Source organism: Sinorhizobium sp. CB7 (genome assembly GCF_041357635.1).
Lineage (GTDB): Bacteria > Pseudomonadota > Alphaproteobacteria > Rhizobiales > Rhizobiaceae > Rhizobium.
In genome coordinates this window covers 588,948-614,469 of sequence record NZ_JAULLL010000002.1, presented here as the reverse complement: position 1 = coordinate 614,469, position 25,522 = coordinate 588,948, and the positions used below count along the sequence as shown (strand labels likewise).

Genomic DNA, 25,522 nt, shown 5'->3' with positions numbered 1-25,522 from the left:
TCTTTCCCAATTACCTCAATAAATAAAAAACCCGGCAAAAGCCGGGTTTTTCTTTAATCCATGGTCGCCCGCTTATTGAGCCTTGGCGGCCTTCTGGGCGTCTTCCAGCTTTTTACGGGCTTCTTCTGCCTTTTTCTGCATGCCTTCCTGCAGGCTGCGCTGGGTTTCGGCGAGCTTCGATTCAGAGATCGGCTCGCCGTCATAGGCGCCGGTGAAGCCCTGGAGCGAAACCTTGATCGGGTTCGGGGCGCGGCGGAAGTTGATCGAAGTAAAGACCACTTCGGTGCCCTTCTTCAGGCTGGCAATCATCGCATCGGTCAGCGGAATTTCAGCCGTGCACTTGTCGGGAAGGCAGACGGCATAGTCGATCTTCTGTGCCTTGCCGCCGTCGATCTGCATGCCAATGCCGGGCGGGATAAGACGCGCGGTCGGGACCGAGACCTGCAGGATCTTGCGGTTGATCTTGCCTTCGACCGTGATCAGGCCGACGGCCGTAACCAACTGGCCGCCATTGGCAAGTACGAGGTTCTGGACGACGCAGATGTCGTTGTCTTCCTGCTTGTTGCAGGTCTTGTACCAGCCAAGACGCGGAGCACCCGGTGCTGCCTGCGGGGGGGCAGCGTTCTCGGGGGCAGGCGCCGCCGCAGCCGGGGCGGCAGCGTCCTGCGCGAAGGAGGCCGACGGAGCCAATCCCGCGCCGATCACTACCGCCAAGGCGGCTGCTGCCACCTGCATTTTCTTGTCAGACTTGAACACCATAACGAAATCCGTCTCCTGAATTCGCCCAAAGGGCAGCGCCTCTGCCGCCCACTCTACCGAGCCGATTGCACTCCACCTTTCGAAAAAATGAGGCAAATGCATGACCCGAACCCTTCTGGCACTCCTGTTACATCGCAGCGGCCATGATATCCAGCCTTTCTTTGATTTTTCTCATCCGCTTGCCCCAAAACCGCCGTTGAATGTTGGATTTGAGACCCCTCGTGCTAGTCTGCCGGCGAATCGCGCCTTCTGCCGGAAAGGATTTCAATGGTGCTCCGGATCGCTTTTTGCCTGCTTCTCACGCTTTTGCCCGGTCTTGCGGGCGCCGAGCCGTTGCACGCGATCGCAATGCATGGGCAACCCGCCCTGCCCGCGGATTACAAGCACTTTCCTTACGTCAATCCGAGCGTGAAGAAAGGGGGAAGGATCACCTATGGCGTTGTAGGCACCTTTGACAGTCTCAACCCGTTCATTTTGAAAAGCATGCGCACGACGGCGCGCGGCATGTGGGATCCGGAATTCGGCAACCTCGTCTATGAGCCGCTGATGCAGAGATCGCGCGACGAGCCCTTCACCCTCTACGGCCTGCTCGCCGAAAGCGTCGAATGGGACGAGGATCGCACCTTCATCCAGTTCAATCTCAATCCGAAAGCCCGTTGGTCGGATGGTGTTCCCGTCACACCTGATGATGTGATCTTCACCTTCAACCTTCTGCGCGACAAGGGGCGCACGCCCTTCAGCAGCAGACTCGATGCGGTCGCAAAGATGGAAAAGGTGGGAGACCACAGCGTTCGCTTCACTTTCAACGACAAGGCGGATCGCGAATTCCCGCTGATTCTGGCTTCGGCCACTCCAATCCTGCCGAAGCACGCCATCGATCCGGACAGTTTCGATCGCAGCTCGCTTGCCATTCCAGTCGGCTCCGGCCCTTACCGGATAAAATCGCTGAAGCCCGGCGAGAGCATCACCTTCCAGAGAAATCCGGATTACTGGGGCAAGGACATCCCGTCCAAAGTCGGCTTCGATAATTACGACGAGATCACGGTGATTTACTTCCTTCAGGACACCACACTGTTTGAGGCTTTCAAGAAAGGCGATGTTGATATCTATGCCGATGGCAGCCCGGGGCATTGGGCACGCGCCTATGATTTTCCGGCGGTCGCCTCCGGCGAGGTGGTCAAGGAGGTCTTCGAGCCGGAGCTGCCGAGCGGGATGTTGGGCTTTGTCTTCAACACGCGCCGCGCGATCTTCTCCGATCCAAAGATCCGCGAAGGCCTGTCACTTGCCTTTGATTTCGAATGGGCGAACCGGACGCTGTTTTCGGAAGCCTACAAACGCACCCAGAGTTTCTGGCAGAATTCCGATCTATCCAGCCTGGGGGTGCCTGCCGATGCACGCGAACTGGCGCTCCTGGGTCCGATCAGGAACCGTATCGCGCCGGATATTCTTGATGGAACCTACAGGCTTCCGGTCACCGACGGATCCGGTCGCGACCGCGCGGTGCTGCGCCGGGCCGTGGAACTGCTGAAACAGGGCGGCTATACGATCAAGGACGGCAAGATGGTGGATAGCGCCGGCAGGCAGCTCTCCTTCGAGATCATGACGCAGAGTGTCGATCAGGAGAAGCTCGCCCTCATCTATCAGCGTTCGCTGCAACTGCTCGGTGTTGCCGTATCGATCCGCACGGTCGACGATTCGCAATATCAGAGCCGCACCATCAACTTCGATTACGATATGATCATCAAATCCTTTTCGTCATCGCTCTCGCCTGGCGCCGAACAGCTTGGCCGATGGGGCTCGGCTGCGAAGGAGCGTGAGGGCAGCGAAAACTTCGCCGGTGTCGCCGACCCGGATGTCGACACGCTGATTTCGCATATTCTAACGGTTCATTCGGCGGAGGATTTCCAGGCGGCCGTACGCTCGCACGACCGGATGCTCCTGGCCGGTCATTACGTTCTGCCGCTTTATCATGTCGGTCAGCAATGGGTCGCCCGTCACAAGCATATCGTCCGTCCAGATGCGCTTCCGCTTTATGGCTATCAGCTTTCCACCTGGTGGGACGCGGACGCGCAATAGCGAACGTTTGACCGAATGCCGTTGGTTCCCTTTCGGTAACCGGTTGAACGAGCGTCTGCCAGGGCCTAAATGCCGCTTGTCATTAGTCGGAAAAGAGGAAGCTGCCATGGAACGCATCACCATCGACATCATCTCGGACGTCGTCTGCCCGTGGTGCTATCTTGGGAAGGCACGCATGGAACTGGCAATCGCTGAAGTGCAGGCCGAAATCGGCGTCGACATCAATTGGCGGCCCTACCGCCTCAATCCCGACTATCCGCCCGAGGGCGTTGACCAGAAGAAGATGCTGGCCCGAAAGCTCGGCGGCGAAGAGCGTGTCGCAGAGGCACACAAGATGCTTACCGATTTCGGTCGGGAAGTCGGTATCAATTTCAATTTCGATGCAATCAAGATTGGCCCCAACACGCTCGATGCCCATCGGCTCATCCATTGGGCGATGACGGAGGGCCGCGACGTGCAGGAGAAGGTCGTATCCGCCCTCTTCAAGGCCAATTTCGAAGTGGGCCGGAATGTCGGAGACCATGCTGTTCTGCTCGACATCGCTGAGCAGTCCGGGCTTGATCGCGCAGTCATCGCATCGCTGCTCGCATCAGACGCCGACCGCGACACGGTGCTTGCCGAAATCGATGCGGCTCAGCAAATCGGCGTCAACGGCGTGCCCTTCTTCATCTTCGATCAGCAATATGCCGTCAGCGGCGCACAAACGCCGGATGTACTTGCCGGCGCCCTGCGCGACATTGCCAAGGCCAAGGCGGAAGCGCGCTCAAGCCTGAACTGAAGTCCCTGCAGTCTGTTTCGCCAATTCCGCGAGCTGCGTCATAACGACGGCGGCACCCTGCAGCCGCTTTTCCGGCGTCGGCAGGTCGCGCGTCAGAAACACGCTCTGGTCAGGCCGGATCTTCGCCATCGTACCCTGCCTGGCGATATAGCCGACGAGCGCTGCTGGGTTGGGGAATTCCTTGTTCCGGAACTGAAGGACGACGCCCTTCGGCCCCGCATCGAGCTTCTCGACATTGGCGATGCGGCAGAGCGACTTTATGTAGACGATCTTCAGCAGATGCTGAACTTCGATCGGCATCGGCCCGAATCTATCGATCATCTCCGCGCCGAAACCGTCGATGTCTTTCAACTCCGTGATCTCACCGAGGCGGCGATAGAGCGCCATGCGCAGATGCAGGTCCGGCACATAGTCGTCCGGGATCATGACCGGAGTGCCGACAGAGATCTGCGGCGACCAGCCCGTATCCTGGATTTCGTCGACGCCCTTGACCTCGGCGACCGCCTCTTCGAGCATCTGTTGGTAGAGTTCGAAACCCACCTCCTTGATGTGACCAGACTGCTCCTCCCCGAGCAGATTACCGGCGCCTCGGATATCAAGGTCGTGGCTTGCGAGCTGGAAGCCGGCGCCGAGTGTGTCGAGCGACTGCAGCACCTTGAGGCGACGTTCGGCCGTGGCCGTTAGTACCTTGTTGACCGGCAGCGTGAAGAGCGCGAAGGCCCGCACCTTCGACCGGCCGACGCGGCCGCGAAGCTGATAGAGCTGAGCAAGGCCGAACATATCGGCGCGATGGACGATCAAGGTATTCGCCGTCGGCACGTCGAGACCCGATTCTACGATCGTCGTCGACAGCAGGACATCGTAGCGCCCCTCGTAGAAGGCGTTCATGACGTCTTCAAGCTCACCCGCAGGCATCTGGCCATGCGCCACCGCGACCTTCAGCTCCGGCACATCGGATTGCAGGAAGGCCTGAATGTCCGCCAGATCCGCAAGCCGCGGACAAACGTAGAAGCTCTGGCCGCCGCGATAATGCTCGCGCATCAGTGTTTCGCGGATGACTAGCGAATCGAAGGGCGAAATGAAGGTTCGCACGGCCATGCGATCGACCGGCGGCGTGGTGATGAGCGAGAGTTCGCGCACGCCCGTCATGGCGAGCTGCAGCGTGCGCGGAATCGGCGTGGCGGAAAGCGTCAACACATGTACATCGCTTTTCAGCTCTTTCAGCCGCTCCTTGTGCTTGACGCCGAAATGCTGTTCCTCGTCTATGATGAGCAGGCCCAGATTGGCGAACTTTACGCCGGCGCCAAGCAGGGCATGCGTTCCGACAACGATATCCGTCTTGCCCTCGGCCACTTCTTTCTTCGTCAGCGCCAGGTCTTTTGAGCCGACGAGGCGCGAGGCCTGCTGAAGCCTGATTGGAAGACCGCGGAAACGCTCTGAGAATGTCTTGAAGTGTTGGCGCGCCAAGAGTGTCGTCGGCACGACAACGGCGACCTGTGCGCCATTCATGGCAGCGACGAAGGCGGCGCGCAGCGCCACTTCCGTCTTTCCGAAGCCGACATCGCCACAGACCAGCCGGTCCATCGGCCGACCGGCTCCCAGATCTTCGCGTACCGCCTCAATCGCGTTCATCTGGTCTTCGGTTTCCTCATAGGGGAAGCGTGCGGAGAATTCGTCATAGAGGCCATCCGGCGCAGTCAGAGCCGGTGCATGGCGCGTCAGGCGTTCGGCAGCGATACGGATCAGAGCATCGGCCATATCGAGCAGGCGCTTCTTGAGCTTGGCCTTGCGCATCTGCCAGGCGCCGCCGCCGAGCTTGTCCAGCTGGGCATCGGTCCCCTCGCCGCCATAGCGGGACAGCAGATCTATGTTTTCGACCGGCAGGAATAGCTTGGCGTCGTCGGCATACTGTAGTTCAAGACAGGCATGCGGCGCGCCTGCCGCCTCGATCGTCCTGAGGCCGATGAAACGCCCGATGCCATGTTCGGCATGGACCACGATCGAGCCTTCGTCCAGCCCTGCTACCTCGGAGATGAAATCGGCGGCGCGCTTGCGCCGTTTGGAGCGGCGAACCATGCGGTCGCCCAGAATGTCCTGTTCGCCGATCACGGCGAGATCGCCCGCCTCGAAGCCGGATTCGAGACTCAGCACAGCCGCTGCCGCCTCGCCTCTTGTGAGCGAGCCGATATCGTTCAGCGCCTCGATCGTCTTGACCCGTTCCAGGCCGTGCTCGCTGAGCACCTGCAGCAATCGCTCGAGCGAGCCTTCGGTCCAGCCGGTGATGAGGACCTTGGAGCCGGCGGAGCGGCGGTCTGCGATATGCTTGACGACGGTGTCGAAGACGTTGATGCGCTCTGCATCCGTGCCTTCTACCGACGAGCGCGCCCAGCGCGGTCCCTGCCGTGCTTCGATATTGACAACCCGGCGGCGCACCTCGCCCTCGTGCTCGTTGAACGGCGAAATGCGTATGGTGCTGAGCGCATCGAGCGTCTTTGCGAAGATCTTGCCGTCAAGATAGAGCTGGCCGGGCGTTACGGGTTTGTAGGGCGTGCCCTGCGCCATTTGGCTCTTACCCTGCTGACCGGCATTCAGGCGCGCATCGTAATAGTCGAAGACCAGCTTCGAGCGCTCTTCGGCTGCCTCGCGGACCGTATGATCGGTAACGAGTTGAAATCCCTGCAGATAGTCGAAGACAGTTTCAAGCTTCTCGTAGAAGAGCGGCAGCCAGTGTTCCATGCCGGCGTAGCGGCGGCCCTCGGAGACGGCAACATAGAGCGCGTCGTCGCGCGTCGCGGCACCGAAGGCGGAGAGATAATTCCTGCGGAAGCGGCTGATCGTGTCCGGCGTCAGTGTTACCTCGCTCATGGGATTGAGGTCAAGCGAACGTACCTGCCCTGTCGTGCGCTGGCTCGCCGGATCGAAGCTTCGGATGCTTTCCAGTGTGTCGCCGAAGAAATCGAGCCGGACAGGCTCTTCCGTTCCCGGCACGAAGACATCGAGAATGCCGCCGCGAACCGCATATTCACCGACTTCCCGCACCGTCGCGACGCGATCGAAACCGTTGCGCTCCAGGCGGTCCGCGATGTCTTCCATGCGAAGTTGGTTCCCGGGTCTCGCCGAGAAGGCCAGGCTCTCGATGATCTCCTGGGGCGGCACCTTCTGGAGCATGGCGTTGACGGTGACGAGCACGATCGCGGGATGTGGTTTTTTGCGATGCGCGATCAGTCCGGCAAACGCTGCTAGCCGCCTTGCCGAAGTGTCGGAGCTCGGCGAAACGCGGTCGTATGGCAGGCAGTCCCAGGCCGGCAGCATCAGCACCGGGATATCAGGGGCCACGAAGCCGAGCATCTGCTCGATATCCGCCATCCGCTGTCCATCGGACATCACATAGGCGACCGGCTGCCCTACCCTTGCGAGTTCCGCCAGCAGCAGCGGTTCGAGGCCGGAAGGCACATTGCCGAGCGTCAGCGGCTCCCCACCGGCGGCTAATTTCTTTACGTCAAATCCAGGGATCATTCCGGTTTCCTGAAACTATCCGCTAGAGCGGGATGCCGAAAAGTGTGCGCGGTTTTCGGGTAACATCCCGCTCTACCTTCTTGATGTAGAGACGGATTCAGATTTCAGGTCGATTCGACCTGAAATCATCCGGCTCCCGTCGATTTTCGAAATGGGGCTTGTAGGAGGAAAGCCGTTCAAAGAGCGGTGTGCGCAAACGCTCAGGAAGCGGCCATGTCCCCATGATCCATTTGAGGAGGTCATTGTCTTCCTCCGCCATAATCGTTTCGAATTCATCCAACTCGGCATCGGAAAGCGTCTTGATCTCTGCTTCGGCGAATTGCCCGAAGACCAGATCCATCTCGCGGATGCCGCGATGCCAGCACCGAAACAGAATCCGCCTGCGGCGCGGATCGAGATCGGCACTGCTGAGTGTCAGTCCTGTCATGAGAAAAACCTTCCTGTTGCTGCGCTCTATAAAGCATCGCTCGAAAAAGTGGGAACCGGTTTTTTGGAAAAAAGCGACGCATCGCGAAATCTTCGGCACAATGAGGCGTTAGAGCTTGGAATACGGCTTGTCAGCCTTGCCAAGACCGCAATTCTCGTTTCATTTGCGCAACATGCGGCCCGCTGTTCTCGATCCCCTTTTTTCCTCCGTCTCGGCGCTTGCCGGCGTCGGGCCGAAGATCGCCGAGCTTCTGGTGAAGCTGCTTGGCCGTGAAACGATCGAGGATTGCCGTGTCGTCGACCTTCTCTTTCACGCGCCCTATTCCGTGATCGACCGTCGCCATCAGCCCGGTATCGCGCGGGCGCCGCAGGGTGCTATCGTGACGATCACAGGACGCGTCGATAGACACCAGCCGCAACCGCGCGGACGCAAGAACGTACCCTACCGCGTTTTCCTTCACGACGACACAGGCGAACTGACGCTGGTCTTCTTTCGCGGACAGGCGCAATGGCTGGAAAAGCAGCTTCCGATCAACGAGGAAGTCGTTGTCAGCGGCAAGATAGACTGGTTTAACGGCCGGGCCTCCATGGTCCATCCCGACTACATCGTTCGTAAGAGCGAAGCGGAGAATCTGCCGCTTATCGAGCCTGTTTATTCACTGACGGCGGGCCTGTCTCCGAAGTCGCTGCGCAAGATCGTCGAGACCGCCATCGCGCGGGTGCCGGAGCTGCCGGAATGGATCGATACGCCGCTCCTTCAGAAGCAGGGATTTTCTTCGGTAGCAGATAGCTTTCGCATGCTGCACGAGCCGCGCGATGCTGCCGATATCGATCCGCAGGCGCCCGCACGCCGGCGTCTTGCCTATGACGAATTCCTGGCCGGACAGCTGTCATTGTCGCTTGTCCGCCAACGGTTGCGGAAGGTCGCCGGCCAACCCGTTCATCCTACTGGAGCAATCAGCCGGAAGATACTGGAGACGCTGCCCTTTTCCATGACGCGCAGCCAGAGCGAAGCAATTGCGGATATCCTGCAGGACATGGCGGGCACGGAGCGCATGCTGCGACTGCTGCAGGGGGACGTCGGCGCCGGCAAGACGCTTGTGGCATTGATGGCGATGGCAGCCGTCATCGAAAGCGGTGGTCAGGCTGTGCTCATGGCGCCGACCGAGATCCTTGCTCGGCAGCACCACGCGACGCTCTCGAAATTCGTGGTCTCTGCCGGTCTTTCCATCGAGGTGCTGACCGGCCGCACCAAAGGCCGCGAGCGCGACGCCATACTCGATCGGATCGCCTCCGGCGAGGCGCAGATCATCATTGGCACGCATGCGCTGTTCCAGGAGAGTGTTTCCTACGCCAACTTGTTGCTCTCCGTCGTCGACGAGCAGCATCGCTTCGGTGTCCATCAGCGCCTGCGGCTGACGGCGAAGGGCATTTCTCCGCACATGCTGGTCATGACCGCCACGCCGATCCCGCGCACACTCGTTCTGGCAGCCTTCGGCGATATGGACGTTTCCAAGCTCACCGAGAAGCCCGCCGGCCGAAAGCCGATCCAGACCATTACCATTCCGACCGAGCGTACCGGCGAGATCATATCACGACTTACGAGCGCGCTTGCCGAGGGCCGCAAGGCCTACTGGATCTGTCCGCTTGTCGAAGAGTCGGAGGAACTGGATCTCATGTCCGCCGAGGAGCGGCATGAGATGCTGAGGAAAGCGCTCGGACCTGACATCGGTCTCATTCACGGCCGCATGAGCGGTCCGGAGAAGGACGCCGTGATGATGGCCTTCAAGAACGGCGAATTGCGGCTGCTCGTCGCCACCACGGTCGTGGAGGTGGGCGTCGACGTGCCCGACGCGACGATCATAGTGATTGAGCATGCCGAGCGCTTCGGACTGGCGCAGTTGCACCAGCTGCGTGGCCGAGTGGGCCGTGGCGAGGAGGCTTCGACCTGCATCCTCCTCTACAAGGGTCCGCTCGGCGAAACCGGCCATGCACGCCTCTCGATCATGCGGGAAACTGAGGATGGCTTCCGAATAGCAGAAGAAGACCTGAAATTGCGCGGTGAAGGCGAGTTGCTCGGCACCCGCCAGTCCGGAATCCCTGGCTTCCGCATCGCGAGCCTCGAAGACCATGCCGATCTGCTTGAAATCGCCCGCAAGGACGCCGCCTATCTGATCGAGCAGGATCCAGAATTGACGAGCGAACGCGGAACAGCGACACGCACCCTGCTCTATCTCTACCGTCGTGACGAGGCCATCCGGTTCCTGCGGGCCGGCTAGAGCAATTCCAGGAAAGGTGCGTAGCGGTTTTCCGTTCGGAATTGCGTAAAATAGAAGCTTAGAGTGGTTCTGCGATTCAAAGAAGCTAAACCGCTCTAACGGTTCGTTGCTTCCAAACCGCTTTAACCCTCGGCCGGCGCTACAAGCTTCTTGGGACGCACCAGTTTTTCCTTTTGCTCCGGCGTCACCAGTCCGCCCGAGATCAACAGCTTGGCGGCATCCTCTGGGCTCATGTCCAGAAGAACAATTTTTTCACGCGGGACAAAGATGAGGAATCCGGCGGTAGGAACAGGCGTCGGCGGCAGAAAGACTGTCACCATGTCCTGGCCCATGGCGTTGAACTTGGACGCGATTTCGCCCTTCGCATCGGTCGATATGAAGACCAGGGACCAGAGCCCGGGGCTTGGATATTCGATCAGCCCGACCTTTTTGAAGGAATTGGACTGTTCCTTGAGAACGGTCTCGAATATCTGCTTCACGCTCCTGTAGATGGTGCGCACCAGCGGCATGCGCTGCACGATGGATTCACCGAAGCGTACGATGCTCTGGCCGATCAGGTTCTTACCCAGAAGGCCAACGATCGTGATGAGGACGATGGCGATCAGCAGCCCGAAACCCGGGATGGCGAAATTCAGATAGCTTTCAGGATTATAGCGCGCGGGAATATAGGGCCGCACCCAGCTGTCGGCCCAATGGATGAACGTCCAGGTCAGCCAGATCGTGATTGCAAGCGGTGCGCAGATAATCAGTCCGGCAAGAAAATTGTTTCTGAGCCGCGTCGCGAAGGACAGCCGGTTCGGGTTCTCCGTCATTGCCCTTGATAAACTCCATTGAGCCTTTGACACGCCGGCCTCCCGGACGATTCCCCGCGTCGCTATCTGAAAAATTGCCAGAAAATAGCGACTTAGACAACCTGAAACACGGAGCTGTGGATGGATCTGGAGTGGTCGATCAGACTGTGGTCGCTATTCCACCGTGACGGATTTTGCGAGATTACGCGGCTGGTCGACATCGGTCCCCATGAAGACGGCCGTATGATAGGCCAGCAGCTGAATCGGCAGCGAGAAAATCATCGGCGCGATGATCTCGTCGACGTTCGGCAGGGCAATTGTCGCCATTGTCGGCAGCTTCGAGGCGTTCGCACCGTTTTCGTCGGTGATGAAGATGATCCGGCCACCGCGCGCCGCCACCTCCTGCATGTTCGAGACGGTCTTGTCGAAAAAGCGATCGTAGGGCGCAATGACGATCACCGGCATGTTCTCGTCGATGAGCGCAATCGGTCCATGTTTCAGTTCGCCGGCTGCATATCCCTCGGCGTGGATATAGGAGATCTCCTTAAGCTTCAGCGCGCCTTCCATCGCCAGCGGGAAGCTGGTGCCGCGCCCGAGATAGAGCACGTCCTTGAATTTCGAGAGCTCGCGCGAAAGGCTTTCCATCTGCGGCTGAATGAGGTTGAGGACGCGGCTCATGACACGGGGCATCTCGGCCAGGTGCCGGACCAGCAGCTTCTCGTCCTCAGCGCTGACAGTACCGCGTGCGCGCCCTGCCCCGAGCGCCAGCGAAGCGAGGACGGCGAGCTGGCAAGTGAAGGCCTTTGTCGAGGCGACGCCGATTTCAGGACCGGCCATGATCGGGAAGACCGCATCGGACTCGCGGGCGATTGTCGATTCCTGCACATTGACGATCGCGCCGATCTTCAGGCCGTTTTCCTTGCAATAGCGCAGTGATGCCAGTGTATCGGCGGTCTCGCCTGACTGCGAGATGAAAAATGCGGCCTGCGTCGGCAACAGCGGCATTTCGCGATAGCGAAACTCTGAGGCAACATCGATTTCGACAGGAAGGCGCGCGTAGCGTTCAAACCAGTATTTGCCGACGAGACCGGCAAGATAGGCAGTGCCGCAGGCCGATATGGCCAGCCCGGAGATCGACTTGAAATCGATTGCCGAGGCGTTCGTCCGTACGGTCTTGCTGGCGAAATCGACATAGTGGCTGAGCGCGTGGGAGATGACCTCCGGCTGCTCGTAGATTTCTTTCTCCATGAAATGGCGGTGATTGCCCTTGTCGACGATGAAGGCGGTCGCCTGCGATATTTGCCGGGCGCGTTCGACTGGCCTGCCGGAATAATCGACGACCGTTGCTCCGTCCCGCGTAATGATCGCGCAGTCACCGTCGGAGAGATAGGTGATCTCGTTCGTAAAGGGCGCGAGCGCAATGGCATCGGAGCCGAGGAAGGTTTCATCCTTGCCGAAGCCGATGGCAAGCGGTGGACCGAATCGGGCGGCCATCAGCGTGCCGGGGTCGTTGCGGAACATCACCACCAGGGCGTAGGCACCGGTGACCCGGTTCAGCATCTTCAACATTGCCGAGCGCGGATCGAACCCCTCGCGGGCGTATTTCGCCAAGAGATGCGCGACGACCTCCGTATCGGTCTGCGTTTCGAAGACGGCCCCGTCCACGGTAAGTTCATCGCGCAACTCGGAAAAATTCTCGATGATGCCGTTATGCACGACAGCGATGTCTTCAACGAAATGCGGGTGAGCGTTGGTTTCGTTCGGAACGCCATGGGTCGCCCAGCGTGTATGCGCGATACCTGTCGTGCCGGGCAACGGCTCTCCGTCCAGCTTCTTTTCGAGATTGAAGAGCTTGCCTTCCGCACGTCGGCGCCGCATCGCCCCTTCATGGATGGTCGCAACGCCTGCTGAGTCATAGCCGCGATATTCGAGACGTCTCAGGGCATCGACCAGACGGCCCGCCACCGGCTTGTTTCCGACAATGCCCACAATCCCGCACATAGGTTCCTCTCAGCTGGCAGCAATTCAACGTGTTACAGCGACCTTTGTGCGTCTAAGACGCGGTGCTGCAGTGGCGCCAGTCGTAGCAATTTTCTCATATTTCTCAATGGATACGGCAGTCACTTTCGGTTTCCGGCCGTTACCGAATTCGCAGTAGCGCGCCATGCATCCGGATGGACGCATAAAGGTCGCGCTAACCTATTGGACTACGCATCATGCTTTCCGATTTTCGGGCCCATGCGTTAGGCCTTCGCCTTTCTCGCTTCCTTTAGGGCCAGGCTCTTTGCCCGGATGGCCTTGGCTCTTTCCGGCTTTACCTCCTGACGCGCGCGGCCGAAGGCAAGAGCATCGTCAGGCACGTCTTCAGTGATGACGCTGCCGGATGCCACATAGGCGTTCTTGCCGATGCGAACCGGAGCCACCAGGGACGAATTGGAGCCGATGAAGGAACCGGCGCCGATATGGGTCTCGTGCTTGTTGACCCCGTCGTAATTGCAGGTGATCGCACCCGCGCCGATATTGCTGCCGGCACCCACAAAAGCGTCGCCGATATAGGTCAGATGGTTGACCTTGGCGCCCTCCCCGATCTTGCCGTTCTTGACCTCGCAGAAATTGCCGACCTTCGATCCTCGATCGAGGTCTGCGCCTGGCCGCAGTCGTGCGAAGGGGCCGACTTCGGCACCGCTGCCGATATGCGCCCCTTCGAAATAGGAGAAGGCATGGATCACAGCGCCACTTTCAATGACCACGCGCGGGCCAAGGACAACATTCGGCTCGATCAGGGCATCCTGGCCGATCACGGTGTCGTAGGACAGAAAAACGGTTTCCGGCGCGATCATGGTGACGCCGGAAATCATCAGTTCGTGACGCCGCCGCTCCTGCCAGAGACGTTCGATGATCGCGAGCTCCGCACGGTTGTTGCAGCCGGTCATCTCCACTTCCGGCGCATCCACCGCCGTCGCATGACCGCCGAGCGACCGGACGATTTCCACAAGATCGGTGAGATAATATTCGCCCTTGGCGTTGCCGTTGCCGATCCGCTGCAGGAGATCCAACGCCTTGCGGCCGTTGATGGCCATCAGGCCGCTATTGCACCATGTGATGGCGCGTTCGGCGTCCGTCGCGTCCTTTTCCTCACGGATGGCGATCAATTCGCCATCCTTTACGATCAGGCGGCCATATCCCGTCGGCCTGTCGGTGTGGAAACCAATGACGACGATATCGTTGCCTTCGGCAAGGCCCTGCCGGGCGGCGCGCAGCGGACCGTCGGTGATCAGCGGAACATCGCCGTAGGCCACGAGAATATCGTCATAGCCGCGGGCGATTGCTTCACGTGCGGCAAGCACTGCGTGGCCGGTCCCGAGCCGCTCCTTCTGTATGTAGCTCTCAACCTCGATCCCGTCGACGCGCGCCGCTGCCGCGACCTCGTCGGCATCGCGTCCGACGACGAGTGCGGCTGCCGATACGTCCGTCCGGGCAATGGCCTCCATCACGTGGGCGATCATGGGGCGATTGGCGATCGGATGCAGGACCTTCGAAATGGAAGATTTCATCCGGGTGCTGTCACCAGCCGCGAGAATGACGGCAAGGCAAGTGCGTTCCATGAGCTGCTCCATATGTCCTGTTCAGTGCGGGCGACCGCTTTCTCGCCTCTTAGCAGCAAGATGATACTGGGAGAAAGATCAAATTACGGCTGGATTGCCGCATCCGTTCGGCCGAGCGGCAAATGTCAGGGAAATGACAAAACCGGCGGTTGTTGGGGATAAGCCGCAATTCTCGTAATTGTGAAGTCGAAGGGACAGTTTTTACTGGTAGGGATTGTTCCATGCCGTGGAAGACCGGACATGATGTCCAGCTTCGGCATCTCCCGCACCGGTCCATGATGGGCCGGTGCGGTTCCATTTCGATCGGCAATTCCGCGAATGAAGAAGGGCGCCGATGGCGCCCCTCGCATGGACCGAATAAATCGGAGCTTATTGCGGCAGCTTGTCGTCGACACCTTCGACGTAGAAGTTCATGCCGAGCAGCGTCTTGTCGTCGGCCTTCTCGCCTGCCTTCAGCCAGGGCGTACCATCCTGCTTGTTGATCGGTCCGGTGAAGGGATGCAACTCGCCGGACTTGATCTTGGCTTCCGTTTCCTCAGCCATCTTCTTCACATCGTCAGGCATGTTGGTATAGGGCGCCATCTTCAGGATGCCGTCCTTCAGGCCATCCCAGCTCTGTTCGGACTTCCAGGTGCCGTCCAGAAGTGCATGAACGCGCTTGGAATAATAGTTGCCCCAGGTGTCGACGATCGCGGTCAGCTGCGCCTTCGGGCCGGCTGCAATCATGTCGGATGCCTGGCCGAAAGCATGGACGCCCCGCTCCTCGGCAACCTGCATCGGCGCGGTCGTGTCGGTGTGCTGCGTAATGACATCGACGCCCTGATCGATCATCGCCTTGGCGGCATCGGCTTCCTTGCCGGGATCGAACCAGGTGTTCACCCAGATGACCTTCAGCTTGAAGTCCGGATCGACCGACCTTGCGCCCTGCTCGAAGGCGTTGATGCCCATCACCACCTCGGGGATCGGGAAGGACGCGATATAGGCAGCTCCATGGTTTTTCGACGTCTTAGCGGCGATCTGGCCGAGGATGTAGCGGCCCTCGTAGAAGCGCGAATTGTAGGTCGCGAGATTTGGGCCAGATTTGTAGCCAGTCCCGTGCTCGAATTTCACATTCGGGAACTTGGACGCAACCTTCACGGTGGCGTCCATGAAGCCGAAGGACGTGGTGAAGATCAGCGAGCAACCGGAACGCGCGAGACGTTCGATGGCGCGTTCCGCGTCCGGACCTTCGGGTACGTTTTCGAGATAGGGCGTCTCGATCTTATCGCCGAATTCCTGCTGGACCTGCTGACGGCCCAGGTCATGTGCCTGCGAGTAACCGCCGTCCGTGTGCGAACCGACATAGACGAAGCAGACCTTCGTCTTGTCCTGCGCCTGGGCGGCGGAACTGAGGCTGATGATGGCCGCTGCCGCCGCAGCGAGTGCGAGTGATAGTTTCTTCATGATGACCTCTGTTGGTTTGAAGTTCGGAATTCCGTTTGGTTGTTGTTTTACCGCTCCGGCACGAACGCTTTTCCCAGCGATGCCGGCGTATTGATCAACGTCGTGCGGCGATTATGAGAAATGATGATGAGAACCACAATAGTTGCCGCATAGGGCAGCATGGACAGGAATTGGGCCGGGATGCCGATGCCGAACGCCTGCGCGTGAAGCTGCAGGATCGTCACAGCGCCGAAGAGATAGCCACCGGCAAAGACGCGCCATGGACGCCATGAAGCGAACACAACGAGCGCCAGTGTGATCCAGCCGCGGCCCGACGACATGTTCTCCACCCATTGCGGCGTGTAGACGAGCGAGAGCTGTGCTCCGGCAAGCCCTGCGCACGCGCCGCCGAAGAGGACGGCGAGATAGCGGGTGCGAATGACATGGATGCCAAGCGCATGGGCGGAGCCGTGGCTATCGCCGATGGCGCGGAGCTTGAGACCGGTCCGGCTGCGGAAGAGAAACCAGTTCACGCCGATCACAAGCGCGATGGAGAGATAGAAGGTGAGATCCTGGCGAAACAGCACCGAGCCAAGAAGCGGAATTTCGGACAGGAACGGAAAGACGATCGGCTGCAGGCGTATGCCGGGCACGCCGACATAGCCTTCGCCAAGCATGCCGGATACACCGAGCCCAAGCAACGTCAGCGCCAGGCCGGTCGCGACCTGATTGGCGACTAGCGTCAGCGTAAGAAAAGCGAAAAGCAGCGAAAAAAGCGCGCCGACGACGATGCCGGCAATCAGGCCGACATAGGGCGATCCGGTCATCTGGGCACCGGCGAAGGCAGCGATGGCGCCCATGATCATCATGCCTTCGACGCCGAGATTGAGCACGCCGGAGCGTTCCGCCACCAATTCGCCGAGCGCTGCGATGACGAGCGGTGTCGACGCGGTGATGACCGTCAAAAGGATGGCTTCGAACATGCTCATACCGCACCTCCCCTGATCCGCGACCAAACAATGCGAATTTTGTAATAGATCAGCGTATCGCAGGAGAGGACGAAGAAGAGAAGCAGGCCTTGGAAAACGCGCGTGACCTTGTCGGAGACCCCGATTGAAAGCTGTGCGGCCTCGCCGCCGAGATAGGTCAGCGCCAACACCAGCCCCGAGGCAATGATGCCGAGCGGATTGAGGCGGCCGAGAAAGGCGACGATGATTGCCGTGAAGCCGTAGCCGGGTGAAATCGCCGGCTGCAGATGGCCGATCGAGCCGGAGACTTCGGCAATGCCGGCAAGCCCCGCGAGTGCTCCGGAAAACAGGAAGCTGAACCAGATCATCTTCTTTGACGAGAATCCGGCAAAGCGCCCTGCCCGTTCCGACCGGCCGAGAACGACGACCTCGAAACCCTTCAGCGTATAGCGCATCATGAACCAGACGAGGACGGCTGCGACAAGGGCGAAGATGAAGGCCCAATGCGCACGACCGGAAGCTTCCCATATCGCCGGCAAGGTCGCTTCCGGGGCAAAGCTTCTGGTTTCCGGAAAATTATAGCCTTCGGGGTTGCGCCAGGGACCGCGCACCAGCCAGTCCAGGAAAAGCTGGGCGATATAGACCAGCATTAGGCTCGTCAGAATCTCGTTGGTATTGAAATGCGCCTTGAGCAGCGCCGGGATAGCGGCAAAAAGCGCGCCGCCGATCGCTCCCATGACCATCATCGCCGGCAGGACCAGCGGCGAATGCCAATCGTAGAAGAGGACCGGCAGAATTGAGCCGGTGATCGCGCCGACAGTATACTGGCCTTCGGCGCCGATGTTCCAGTTATTGGAGCGGTAACAGACGGAAAGCCCGACCGCGATCAATATGAGAGGTGCTGCCTTGATCGCCAGTTCGTGCAGCGACCAGACCTCCAGCAGTGGTTGGACGAAAAATGCATCGAGTGCCGCAAACGGGTCCTTGCCTAGCAGTGCAAACATAAGGCCGCCGACAACGAGTGTCAGCGCCAGTGCCATGACCGGCGACAGGAAGGCGAAGAGCCTCGAAACCTGGGGCCGCCTTTCGAGCTCAATGCGCATGCGCGGCCTCCGGCGAGCCGGCGCGATCCTCGTGCAGACCGCCCATCATCAACCCGATCTTCTCGCGTGTGAGTTCGCCGGCCGGATAGGCGGCCGAGAGCCGACCCTCGGAAATGACGGCGATATTGGTTGCCACCTCGAAAATCTCATCGAGGTCCTGGCTGATGACGAGCACGGCCGAGCCGTTGCGCGCGAGATCGACAAGCGCCTGACGAATGCGGCTGGCAGCACCCGCGTCGACGCCCCATGTCGGCTGATTGACGACGAGGACGGCGGGCTGCCGGTCGAGCTCGCGTCCGACGATGAATTTCTGCAGGTTGCCGCCGGAGAGCGAGCCGGCGGTAGGATCCTCGCCACTCTTGCGCACGTCCATGGCTTCCGAAATTCGCCTTGTTGCCTGTCTGACCGCACCATGGCGGATGATGTTCAAGAGCCCGCCGCCGAGGAAGGCCCTGCGATCAGACTGGCTGCGTGCGAGCACGAGATTGTCGGAGAGCGTCATCTCCGTCACGGCGGCGTGCCCGTGACGCTCTTCCGGAACGAAGCCGGCGCCGAGCAAGCGCCGGGCCGTGATTCCGCGTCTGCCGACGGGTTTTCCGCGAATCGAGATCATTTCGTCGGATGCAACAGGGTACTCACCGGAAACGGCGTCGAAGAGTTCACCCTGTCCATTGCCGGCAACGCCGGCGATCGCAAGCACCTCGCCCGTCCTGACCCTGAGCGACACATCCTTTAGCGAGACGGCGAAAGGCGTGCGCGGAGCCACACTTAGCCCCGTTATTTCAAGCTGAACGGGTCCCTTCTCCCCGCGGTCGTCATGCGTCACGCTGGGCACATCGTTGCCGACCATCATTCGCGCCAGCGATGCGGTCGTTTCCCGCTTCGGATCGCATGCCCCTGTCACCTTGCCGAGCCGCAGAACGGTTGCACGATCGCAGATGCGCTGTACTTCCTCCAGACGATGGCTGATGTAGAGGACCGATCTTCCCTCCGACTTCAGCTTGATCAGCGTCTCGAACAGCCGGTCGGCCTCCTGCGGAGTCAAGACAGAGGTCGGCTCATCGAGAATGATGAGCCTCGGGTTCTGCAGCAGCACGCGCACAATTTCGATGCGCTGGCGCTCGCCGACCGAAAGATCGGCAACATGCGCGTGCGGGTCGAGCGGCAGACCATAGGCGCGCGACAGCGTCGCCGCCTCCTGAGCGATCCTGCCGATCGGAATCGTATCATCGAGCGAAAGGGCGATATTCTCGGCGACCGTCAGCGCCTCGAAGAGCGAGAAATGCTGGAAAACCATGCCGATGCCGAGGCTGCGCGCCTCGCCGGGCGAGCCGATCGTAACAGGGCGGTCTTCCCAGAAGATCTCGCCGTCCGTCGGCTCGAGGATGCCGAAGAGCATCTTGACCAGAGTCGACTTGCCCGCCCCATTTTCTCCGAGCAGGGCGTGGATCTCGCCGGGCTGTAAGTCGAGATCGATTCCATCGCAGGCAGTAAAGCTGCCAAAAAGTTTCGTCAGCTTGCGAACCGACAACAACGCACCGGTTCTCAGCATATCGGATGACGACACGGTCCCCTCATTTCTGCCACTGCCAGCCCGTCCGTTCCGGATCTTTCAAGGAATGAGCAGTGTAGTACCAGTTGTTTTTCTTGCTTCCAGATCCGTATGGGCCCGTCCCACATCCCGTAGCGGATAGGTCTGGTTGATATTGATACGCACTTTATTGCTTTGCACAACAGCAAATAGCGCGTTTGCCGAATCCCGCAGCTCTTCGGGAGCGGCAATATAGGTAACCAGCGTCGGTCGTGTTGCAAAAAGCGACCCGCGCTGCGCCAGCATTGCGAAGGTGAAATTTTCGATCGGTCCTGAAGACTGGCCGAAGGAGGCAAATAGCCCGCGCGGTTTAAGACAGTCAAGCGATTGCGGGAATGTATCGCGTCCGATCGAATCATAGACGACATCGACACCCTTGCCCGCTGTGAGCTCGCGTACCCGTTCGACGAAATTCTCCGTGCGGTAGTTGATGACATGGTCATAGCCATGCTCGAGGGCGAGGTTCACCTTCTCGTCGGAACCCGCCGTGCCGATGACCGTCGCCCCGAGCGATTTCGCCCACTGGCCGGCAATAAGCCCGACACCGCCGGCGGCGGCATGAAACAGCAGCACTGTCCCGGGACCGACCTTGAACGTGCGGTTCAAAAGATATTCCGCAGTCATGCCCTTCAGCATCATCGATGCCGCCATTTTGAGCTCTATATCATCAGGGACTTTGACGAGATGGCGGGTTTCGACATTGCGCTCGATACTGTAGGCGCCGTCGGCATTCGCATAGGCGACGCGGTCGCCGACCGCAAAATCCGTCACGTCGGGTCCGATATCGATCACTGTGCCGGCCGCCTCCCTGCCAGGGATGAACGGCAGATGCGGCGCCTTGTAGACACCACTGCGGTAATAGACGTCGATGAAGTTGAGCCCCATCGCGGCATGCCGGATCTGAACCTCGCCGACGCCGGGTGATGGCAGGGCCACCTCCTCAAGTTTCAACACATCCGGTCCGCCATTTTCGCGAAAGAGTATTGCCTGTGTGGTCTTCATCGCCAGGATCCTTCTATTTTCCGAGCTTGGGGAAAAATTGCAGAACGGCGCCGATACAGTAGAGATAGATGCCGGTTACGATGAAGGCAATCAAGGCCCATTGCGGCGTGTTGAAATTGATAGAGAGCGAATAGACGCCGAGCGCGGACCACAGCAGGAAAACGCCGAGATTAAGCGGCCGCAGCCGCTTGACCCGCACGGGATGCAGGAAGTTGATCGGCAGGAATGTCAGCACGACCGAGACGATGATCAGCGCCATTGCGGTGGTTGCGTCCGCCTGGATGACGAACAGCGTGAAAATCACCATGTTCCAGACGACCGGAAAGCCTGAAAAGAAGTACTCCTCCGTTTTCATGCCCATATCCGCGTAGTAGATGGCGCTTGAAACCACGATCATGCCGGCGGCGACGAAGGACCAGGGCTCGCCGATCATGCCGCTCTGATAAAGCGCGAAGGCCGGCAGCAGGACGTAGGTCACATAGTCGATGATGTTGTCCAGCGTATCGCCGGACCAGTTGGGAAGCACTTCCTTGACGCGGACCTTGCGCGCAATCGGACCATCTATGCCGTCGACGAGCAGCGCCAGTCCCAGCCACCAGAACATGTGCGTGAAGTGATGTTCGGCCGCCGCGACGACGCCCAGGAAGGCCAGAAAAGAGCCCGACGCAGTCAGGATGTGCACGGAAAAGGCGCGCATCTCCGCGTAGGGCACCCTTTTATAGTTGAAGATTTTCATGCTCCCCTACCGTTCTTATGCGCCACCCGACAGGCGATGGTTTTTAGTAAGCACTCTTTGCATCAATTCGCCAGCGCAAAGTATTAGATCCAACGGCAGTTCCGGTGAGAGATCATCATTTTCGTAGCTGCGATATTTCACGCCATGGATTTCACCCAGGTAACGGATTAGGCTTATCGGAATTCACAGTGGAAGCAACAACATGAAGCATTTCGATATAGCGGTGATCGGCGGTGGTCTGGCAGGCTTGATCGCGGCGGTTGCCCTGGCGCGCGGCGGCCGGAAGGTCGCACTCGTTTCCATTCCTCAGGGTAAGGCTGACAAGCGGACGACAGCGCTGATGGACCAGTCGATTCGCTTTCTCGAGCGTCTTTCGCTCTGGGACAAGATCGCGCCCTCGGCGGCGCCGCTCAGCACGATGCAGATCATCGACGGGACCAACCGCCTGTTGCGGGCGCCGACGGTCGCCTTTCGCGCCGCGGAAGCGGGACTCGACGCCTTTGGCTACAATATCCCGAACGCGGCGCTGATCGCGGTGCTTGAAGGTGCCGTCCGCGCGGAGGGAAACATCACCTGGGTTGAGGAATTGGCGCAATCCGTCGCTGCGGGCGAAGACGCCGTTTCGATCGGGCTCGAAAGCGGCGAAACCATTTCCGCTGACTTCGCGGTTGGGGCTGACGGTCGGGGCTCACGCTTGCGTGAGGGTGCCGGAATCGCGGTGCGGAGCTGGTCTTATCCGCAGTCGGCGATGGTCCTGAATTTCGCCCATTCCCTGCCCCACCGGAATGTTTCGACGGAATTTCATACTGAAAGCGGTCCGTTCACGCAGGTTCCGCTCCCAGGCAACCGTTCCAGCCTCGTTTGGGTTCAAAAAACAGCCGAGGCCGCCGCAAGAAGCGAACTTCCGCTTGAAGAGCTCGGCCGCCTTATCGAGGAGCGGATGCAATCGATTCTCGGCCAGGTGACGGTGGAGGAAGGCGCGCAGGACTGGCCGCTATCAGGCATGATGGCGCATCATTTCGGCAAGGGAAGGATCGCGCTCGTCGGCGAAGCTGCCCATGTCTTTCCGCCGATTGGCGCCCAGGGCCTCAATCTTGGGCTGCGTGACGTGATGACCTTGGCCGAGATCCTCTGTTCTCATCCGGAGGCGCCGATTGGCAAAGCTGCCGGTGACGCCTTCGACCGCAAGCGGCGCGTCGACATCATAAGCCGCACCATGAGCGTCGACCTGCTGAACCGCTCGCTGTTGTCCGATTTCCTGCCTGTCCAGTTGCTGCGGGCCGCGGGCCTGCACATTCTCTCGGCCATCCCGCCGCTACGTTACGTCGTGATGCGCGAGGGCGTCGAGCCTGGGCGCGGCTTCAAGGCGATGCCGTCGGCGCTACGGGAAAAGCTGCGGCGGTAGCATCCCGGATTTGATGACGATCAAAACCAGAGACACGCTGACCACAGAAAGCGCAGTCGTGATGAGAATCGTGGCCGAAGCGCGCTCCTGCCAGACGCCATATTGTTGGCCGATCACGAAGACGTTGGTGGCCGTCGGCAGAGATGCCAGCAACACCGCCGCATAGATCCAGATCGGTTCGAAACCGCCGACGGCTTCGAGCGCGATGTAGACGACAAGCGGATGCAGCAGCAGTTTCGCCGGAACAATATAGCCGATTTCAGCAGGAATACGTTTAAGAGGACGCAATGCCAGTGTCACGCCCATGGCAAAGAGAGCGCAGGGCGCTGCTGCCTGCGCCAGATAGTCGACCAGCCTTTGGAACGCTACCGGTTGGCCGATCGAGAAGGCAGCGGCAGCAAAGCCAAGCGCTGTGGAGAGGATGAAGGGATGCAGCCCAACCTTCCGCAGGATGTCGACCGCAAGCTCGCTCTTGGAGCGCTTGTCGTCCCCGGCGACCGCCATCAGTGCGGGCGCTACGATGAAATGCACGGCATTTTCGAGACAGACGATCAGCGCGACCGGAACCGCCGCACCCTCGCCGAGCGCCAGCAGCGCCAGGCCCGGTCCCATGTAGCCGATATTGCCATAGGCGCCGGCGAAGGACTGGATAGTGCAGTCGTCGAACGAATTTCGGCGCAGGAAGCGTCCGACGATGAACAGCAGAATGAAGATTGCATAGGTAGCCGCGATGTCGGTGACGATGAAATCGACGCGCGTCAGTTCCTCGATTGGTGTGCGCGAAACGAGCTTGAAGAAGAGTGCCGGAAGGGCCGCATAGATAATGAACGTGTTCAGCCAGCCAAGCGCTTCCGCCGGCTGTTTCGTGGTGCATCCCGCAATGTAGCCGATGAGGATCAGGCCAAAGAACGGCAGCAGCAGACTGATGATGTCAGTCAACGGGGTCTCTCGTTCCGACTGGAGTTGAGGATGAGATAAGGAGTCCTCTAGCCGATTTGCATCAGGATAGGAAAGGTCTGCTGGAACCAGATGGCCACGTCGCTGACGAAACCGAACATGAAGGCGAGCCCGGTCAGCACGAGAAAGCCGCCCATGACCTTCTCGACCGTGCCGAGATGGCGACGGAAACGAGAAAGAAAATTCATGAAGGCGCCGGAAAAGCCGGCGGCGATCCAGAAGGGAATGGCAAGGCCGAGCGAGTAGACGGCAAGCAGGCCGGCGCCCGAGCCCACCGTTTCACGCGACGCCGCAACGCCGAGGATCGCACCGAGAACCGGTCCGATGCAGGGTGTCCATCCGAAGGCGAAAGCAAGCCCCATTATATAGGCGCCCGTCAGTGTTGCCGGCTTGCCGCCTCCCTGAAAACGGGCCTCGCGCGCCAGGATGCCGAGACGAAAGACGCCGAGGAAGTTGAGCCCCATGACGATGATGATGAGGCCGCCTATCTTGGCGAGCACATCCAAATGCTGGCGCAGCAACATGCCGATACTCGACGCACCCGCGCCAAGCGCCACGAAAACCGTCGCGAAGCCGAGCGTGAAGAAAAGCGCCGAAAAAAGCACGCCGCGGCGAATGTCAGGGCCGATGACCGCAGCAGATCCGCCGCGGAACTGCTCCACCGAAATGCCGGCCATGTAGCACAGATAGGGAGGAACGAGCGGCAGCACGCAAGGAGACAGAAAGGACAATGCACCCGCCAGCAAAGCGCTCAGCAGCGAGATATCTGCAATCGACAAGGGGCTCTCCGGCTAAAGATTTGGTGATTTCTAGCCCTCCCGCCCTGGGAATGCCAATCACCTGATGGTGAGCGCGATGGGATTCGAACCCATGACCTACTGATTAAAAGTCAGTTGCTCTACCGGCTGAGCTACGCGCTCCCACCGCCGCGGGTGATTTGCACCCCGGCTGGAAGTGCGCGGAACATATGCAGGCACCCCAATGCGGTCAACCGAAAAATCGTCGAATTCCGCTCATTCATCACTTTTCTTGGTGCAAGCGCCACGTTCCCCGGATTCGATCGCATCAAAATCTTTGCAACCGTGATATGCCTGACTGCAGCAGGCCGGAACGCGCCGCGGTCCCGGGTTTTCCGGAGCGGGAGAAGTCTGGAGAATAAAAAGAAAACGCCATATGGGCGCTTCATAGGTGGGGAAGTGAGAATGCGGATCGGACGGGTTAGAAGCTCGCCTGCCGATTCGTTGGCCATAGGGAGAAAACGGAAAAATCCCTATGTTCTCCGTCCCCGTCGCGTCCGTTTGACACGATCCGCAATCTCGTGAAGGGAACGGGCCTTCTGCAATTAGGTTCCATCTTTACGGCGTACGCGCAGCGATTTCGTGTGCCGTGGCCTGAAGCTGCCTGACTCTTTCCAAACGCTCCCACTGCCCTACCTCCCACAATGACGGACAGGAGGCTAGGATGACAGGAGTTTCGACACATGGTCCGGCGCGCAAGGTCATGCGTGGAAGACCTTACAGTATGTCCGAATTTGCCAAGAAGTATCGCCTGGACCATGCGGAGGCCAAGCGGCTTTATGAAAAGTTCGGACCTTCAGCGACCGAGCTTGATCTGCTGATGGCTGCCAAACGACGGCCGCCTCGTCTTCCAGAAAATCTGAACGGCTGATTCGACCAATGCCGCCCGGTGGAAAAGAACAAACTGAGCGGACGGGCGGCTGCCTTTGCGGAGAGGTGCGCTATCGCGTCGACGGCAAGCCTCTTCGCATCGGTCTTTGTCACTGCGCCGATTGTCGGAAAACAAGCGGATCGGCTTTCGTCACCTTCGCAGTCTGGCCGCGGCAGGCTTTCGCCTTTTCGGGGGATATCGCCACCTTCCAGGGCAGAAGCTTCTGCCCGCGTTGCGGGTCGCGACTTTTCTGTCTGGGCGAGGAGGAAACCGAAATCCGCGTCGGCTCACTTGATGACGCGCCGACCGATCTTTCGCCGACCTATGAAATCTGGGTCAAGCGGCGAGAGCCCTGGCTCGCTCCCCTGCCCGGCCGCGCTCAATATGACGAGGACGCGCCCACGGGATAGCAACCGCCGGTTCAGCTCATCCTTGCCTGA

20 protein-coding genes and 1 tRNA gene are annotated in these 25,522 nt (G+C 59.7%); 6 read left to right on the top strand and 15 right to left on the bottom strand.

The window, feature by feature from the left end; translation table 11 throughout:
- Positions 1-72: 72 nt before the first annotated feature.
- Complete coding sequence (locus AAE029_RS07070) at positions 73-759, bottom strand: invasion associated locus B family protein (RefSeq protein ID WP_371072076.1); 687 nt, start codon at positions 757-759, stop codon at positions 73-75.
- Between the two features lie 270 nt (positions 760-1,029).
- Here AAE029_RS07070 and AAE029_RS07065 point away from each other — a divergent pair, with 270 nt between their 5' ends.
- On the top strand, positions 1,030-2,835 hold the full coding sequence (locus AAE029_RS07065; protein WP_371072130.1) for an extracellular solute-binding protein: 1,806 nt from the start codon (positions 1,030-1,032) through the stop codon (positions 2,833-2,835).
- 106 nt (positions 2,836-2,941) lie between these two features.
- Entirely contained in the window at positions 2,942-3,613 is a 672-nt protein-coding gene (locus AAE029_RS07060) for a DsbA family oxidoreductase (RefSeq protein ID WP_371072075.1), read from the top strand.
- On the opposite strand, the gene mfd is transcribed toward AAE029_RS07060, so the two are convergent.
- Together mfd and AAE029_RS07050 are read right to left on the bottom strand one after the other, a co-directional pair.
- Positions 3,599-7,129: a transcription-repair coupling factor gene (mfd, locus tag AAE029_RS07055; RefSeq protein ID WP_371072074.1), complete on the bottom strand. Its 3,531-nt coding sequence runs from the start codon at positions 7,127-7,129 to the stop codon at positions 3,599-3,601. The two genes, AAE029_RS07060 and mfd, sit on opposite strands and share 15 nt — an antisense overlap.
- Positions 7,130-7,226: 97 nt before the next feature.
- Positions 7,227-7,556 carry a succinate dehydrogenase assembly factor 2 gene (locus AAE029_RS07050; RefSeq protein ID WP_371072073.1) on the bottom strand — a complete coding sequence of 110 codons (330 nt, stop codon included), beginning with the start codon at positions 7,554-7,556 and terminating at the stop codon, positions 7,227-7,229.
- A 172-nt stretch (positions 7,557-7,728) separates the two neighbouring features.
- On the opposite strand from AAE029_RS07050, the gene recG reads away from it, so the two are divergent.
- On the top strand, positions 7,729-9,834 hold the full coding sequence (gene recG / locus AAE029_RS07045) for an ATP-dependent DNA helicase RecG (protein ID WP_371072129.1): 2,106 nt from the start codon (positions 7,729-7,731) through the stop codon (positions 9,832-9,834).
- A gap of 122 nt (positions 9,835-9,956) precedes the next feature.
- On the opposite strand, the gene AAE029_RS07040 is transcribed toward recG, so the two are convergent.
- From AAE029_RS07040 to pcsA, 9 genes are all read right to left on the bottom strand, one after another.
- On the bottom strand, positions 9,957-10,646 hold the full coding sequence (locus tag AAE029_RS07040) for a DUF502 domain-containing protein (RefSeq protein WP_371072072.1): 690 nt from the start codon (positions 10,644-10,646) through the stop codon (positions 9,957-9,959).
- A 153-nt stretch (positions 10,647-10,799) separates the two neighbouring features.
- Positions 10,800-12,626, bottom strand: a complete 1,827-nt coding sequence (gene glmS / locus AAE029_RS07035; RefSeq protein ID WP_371072071.1) for a glutamine--fructose-6-phosphate transaminase (isomerizing) — start codon at positions 12,624-12,626, stop codon at positions 10,800-10,802.
- 242 nt (positions 12,627-12,868) lie between these two features.
- Complete coding sequence (gene glmU, locus AAE029_RS07030; protein ID WP_371072070.1) at positions 12,869-14,230, bottom strand: bifunctional UDP-N-acetylglucosamine diphosphorylase/glucosamine-1-phosphate N-acetyltransferase GlmU; 1,362 nt, start codon at positions 14,228-14,230, stop codon at positions 12,869-12,871.
- Positions 14,231-14,599: 369 nt separating this feature from the next.
- Positions 14,600-15,673 (bottom strand): BMP family ABC transporter substrate-binding protein, encoded by a 1,074-nt coding sequence (locus AAE029_RS07025; RefSeq protein ID WP_371072069.1) that lies wholly within the window; start codon positions 15,671-15,673, stop codon positions 14,600-14,602.
- A 47-nt stretch (positions 15,674-15,720) separates the two neighbouring features.
- Positions 15,721-16,641: an ABC transporter permease gene (locus AAE029_RS07020; protein WP_371072068.1), complete on the bottom strand. Its 921-nt coding sequence runs from the start codon at positions 16,639-16,641 to the stop codon at positions 15,721-15,723.
- Entirely contained in the window at positions 16,638-17,723 is a 1,086-nt protein-coding gene (locus tag AAE029_RS07015; protein WP_371072067.1) for an ABC transporter permease, read from the bottom strand. The genes AAE029_RS07020 and AAE029_RS07015 overlap by 4 nt, the downstream gene beginning before the upstream one ends.
- Positions 17,713-19,275, bottom strand: coding sequence for an ABC transporter ATP-binding protein (locus AAE029_RS07010; RefSeq protein WP_371072128.1), 1,563 nt, complete (start codon positions 19,273-19,275; stop codon positions 17,713-17,715). The genes AAE029_RS07015 and AAE029_RS07010 overlap by 11 nt, the downstream gene beginning before the upstream one ends.
- A 60-nt stretch (positions 19,276-19,335) precedes the next feature.
- Entirely contained in the window at positions 19,336-20,316 is a 981-nt protein-coding gene (locus tag AAE029_RS07005) for a quinone oxidoreductase (protein ID WP_371072066.1), read from the bottom strand.
- 13 nt (positions 20,317-20,329) lie between these two features.
- Positions 20,330-21,052, bottom strand: a complete 723-nt coding sequence (gene pcsA, locus AAE029_RS07000; protein WP_371072065.1) for a phosphatidylcholine synthase — start codon at positions 21,050-21,052, stop codon at positions 20,330-20,332.
- Between the two features lie 202 nt (positions 21,053-21,254).
- Here pcsA and AAE029_RS06995 point away from each other — a divergent pair, with 202 nt between their 5' ends.
- Complete coding sequence (locus tag AAE029_RS06995; protein ID WP_371072064.1) at positions 21,255-22,457, top strand: UbiH/UbiF family hydroxylase; 1,203 nt, start codon at positions 21,255-21,257, stop codon at positions 22,455-22,457.
- Here AAE029_RS06995 and AAE029_RS06990 read toward each other — a convergent pair.
- From AAE029_RS06990 to AAE029_RS06980, 3 genes are all read right to left on the bottom strand, one after another.
- A complete protein-coding gene (locus AAE029_RS06990) occupies positions 22,434-23,396 on the bottom strand; it encodes an AEC family transporter (RefSeq protein WP_371072063.1) in 963 nt (320 codons plus the stop codon). The two genes, AAE029_RS06995 and AAE029_RS06990, sit on opposite strands and share 24 nt — an antisense overlap.
- A gap of 47 nt (positions 23,397-23,443) precedes the next feature.
- Complete coding sequence (locus tag AAE029_RS06985) at positions 23,444-24,193, bottom strand: cytochrome c biogenesis CcdA family protein (protein ID WP_371072062.1); 750 nt, start codon at positions 24,191-24,193, stop codon at positions 23,444-23,446.
- A 65-nt stretch (positions 24,194-24,258) separates the two neighbouring features.
- A tRNA-Lys gene (locus tag AAE029_RS06980) sits at positions 24,259-24,334 on the bottom strand.
- Positions 24,335-24,875: 541 nt separating this feature from the next.
- On the opposite strand from AAE029_RS06980, the gene AAE029_RS06975 reads away from it, so the two are divergent.
- Entirely contained in the window at positions 24,876-25,082 is a 207-nt protein-coding gene (locus AAE029_RS06975; protein ID WP_371072061.1) for a hypothetical protein, read from the top strand.
- 8 nt (positions 25,083-25,090) lie between these two features.
- The gene (locus AAE029_RS06970) at positions 25,091-25,492 is read left to right on the top strand and encodes a GFA family protein (RefSeq protein WP_371072060.1); all 402 of its coding nucleotides are present in this window, start codon (positions 25,091-25,093) and stop codon (positions 25,490-25,492) included.
- Positions 25,493-25,522: the final 30 nt, after the last annotated feature.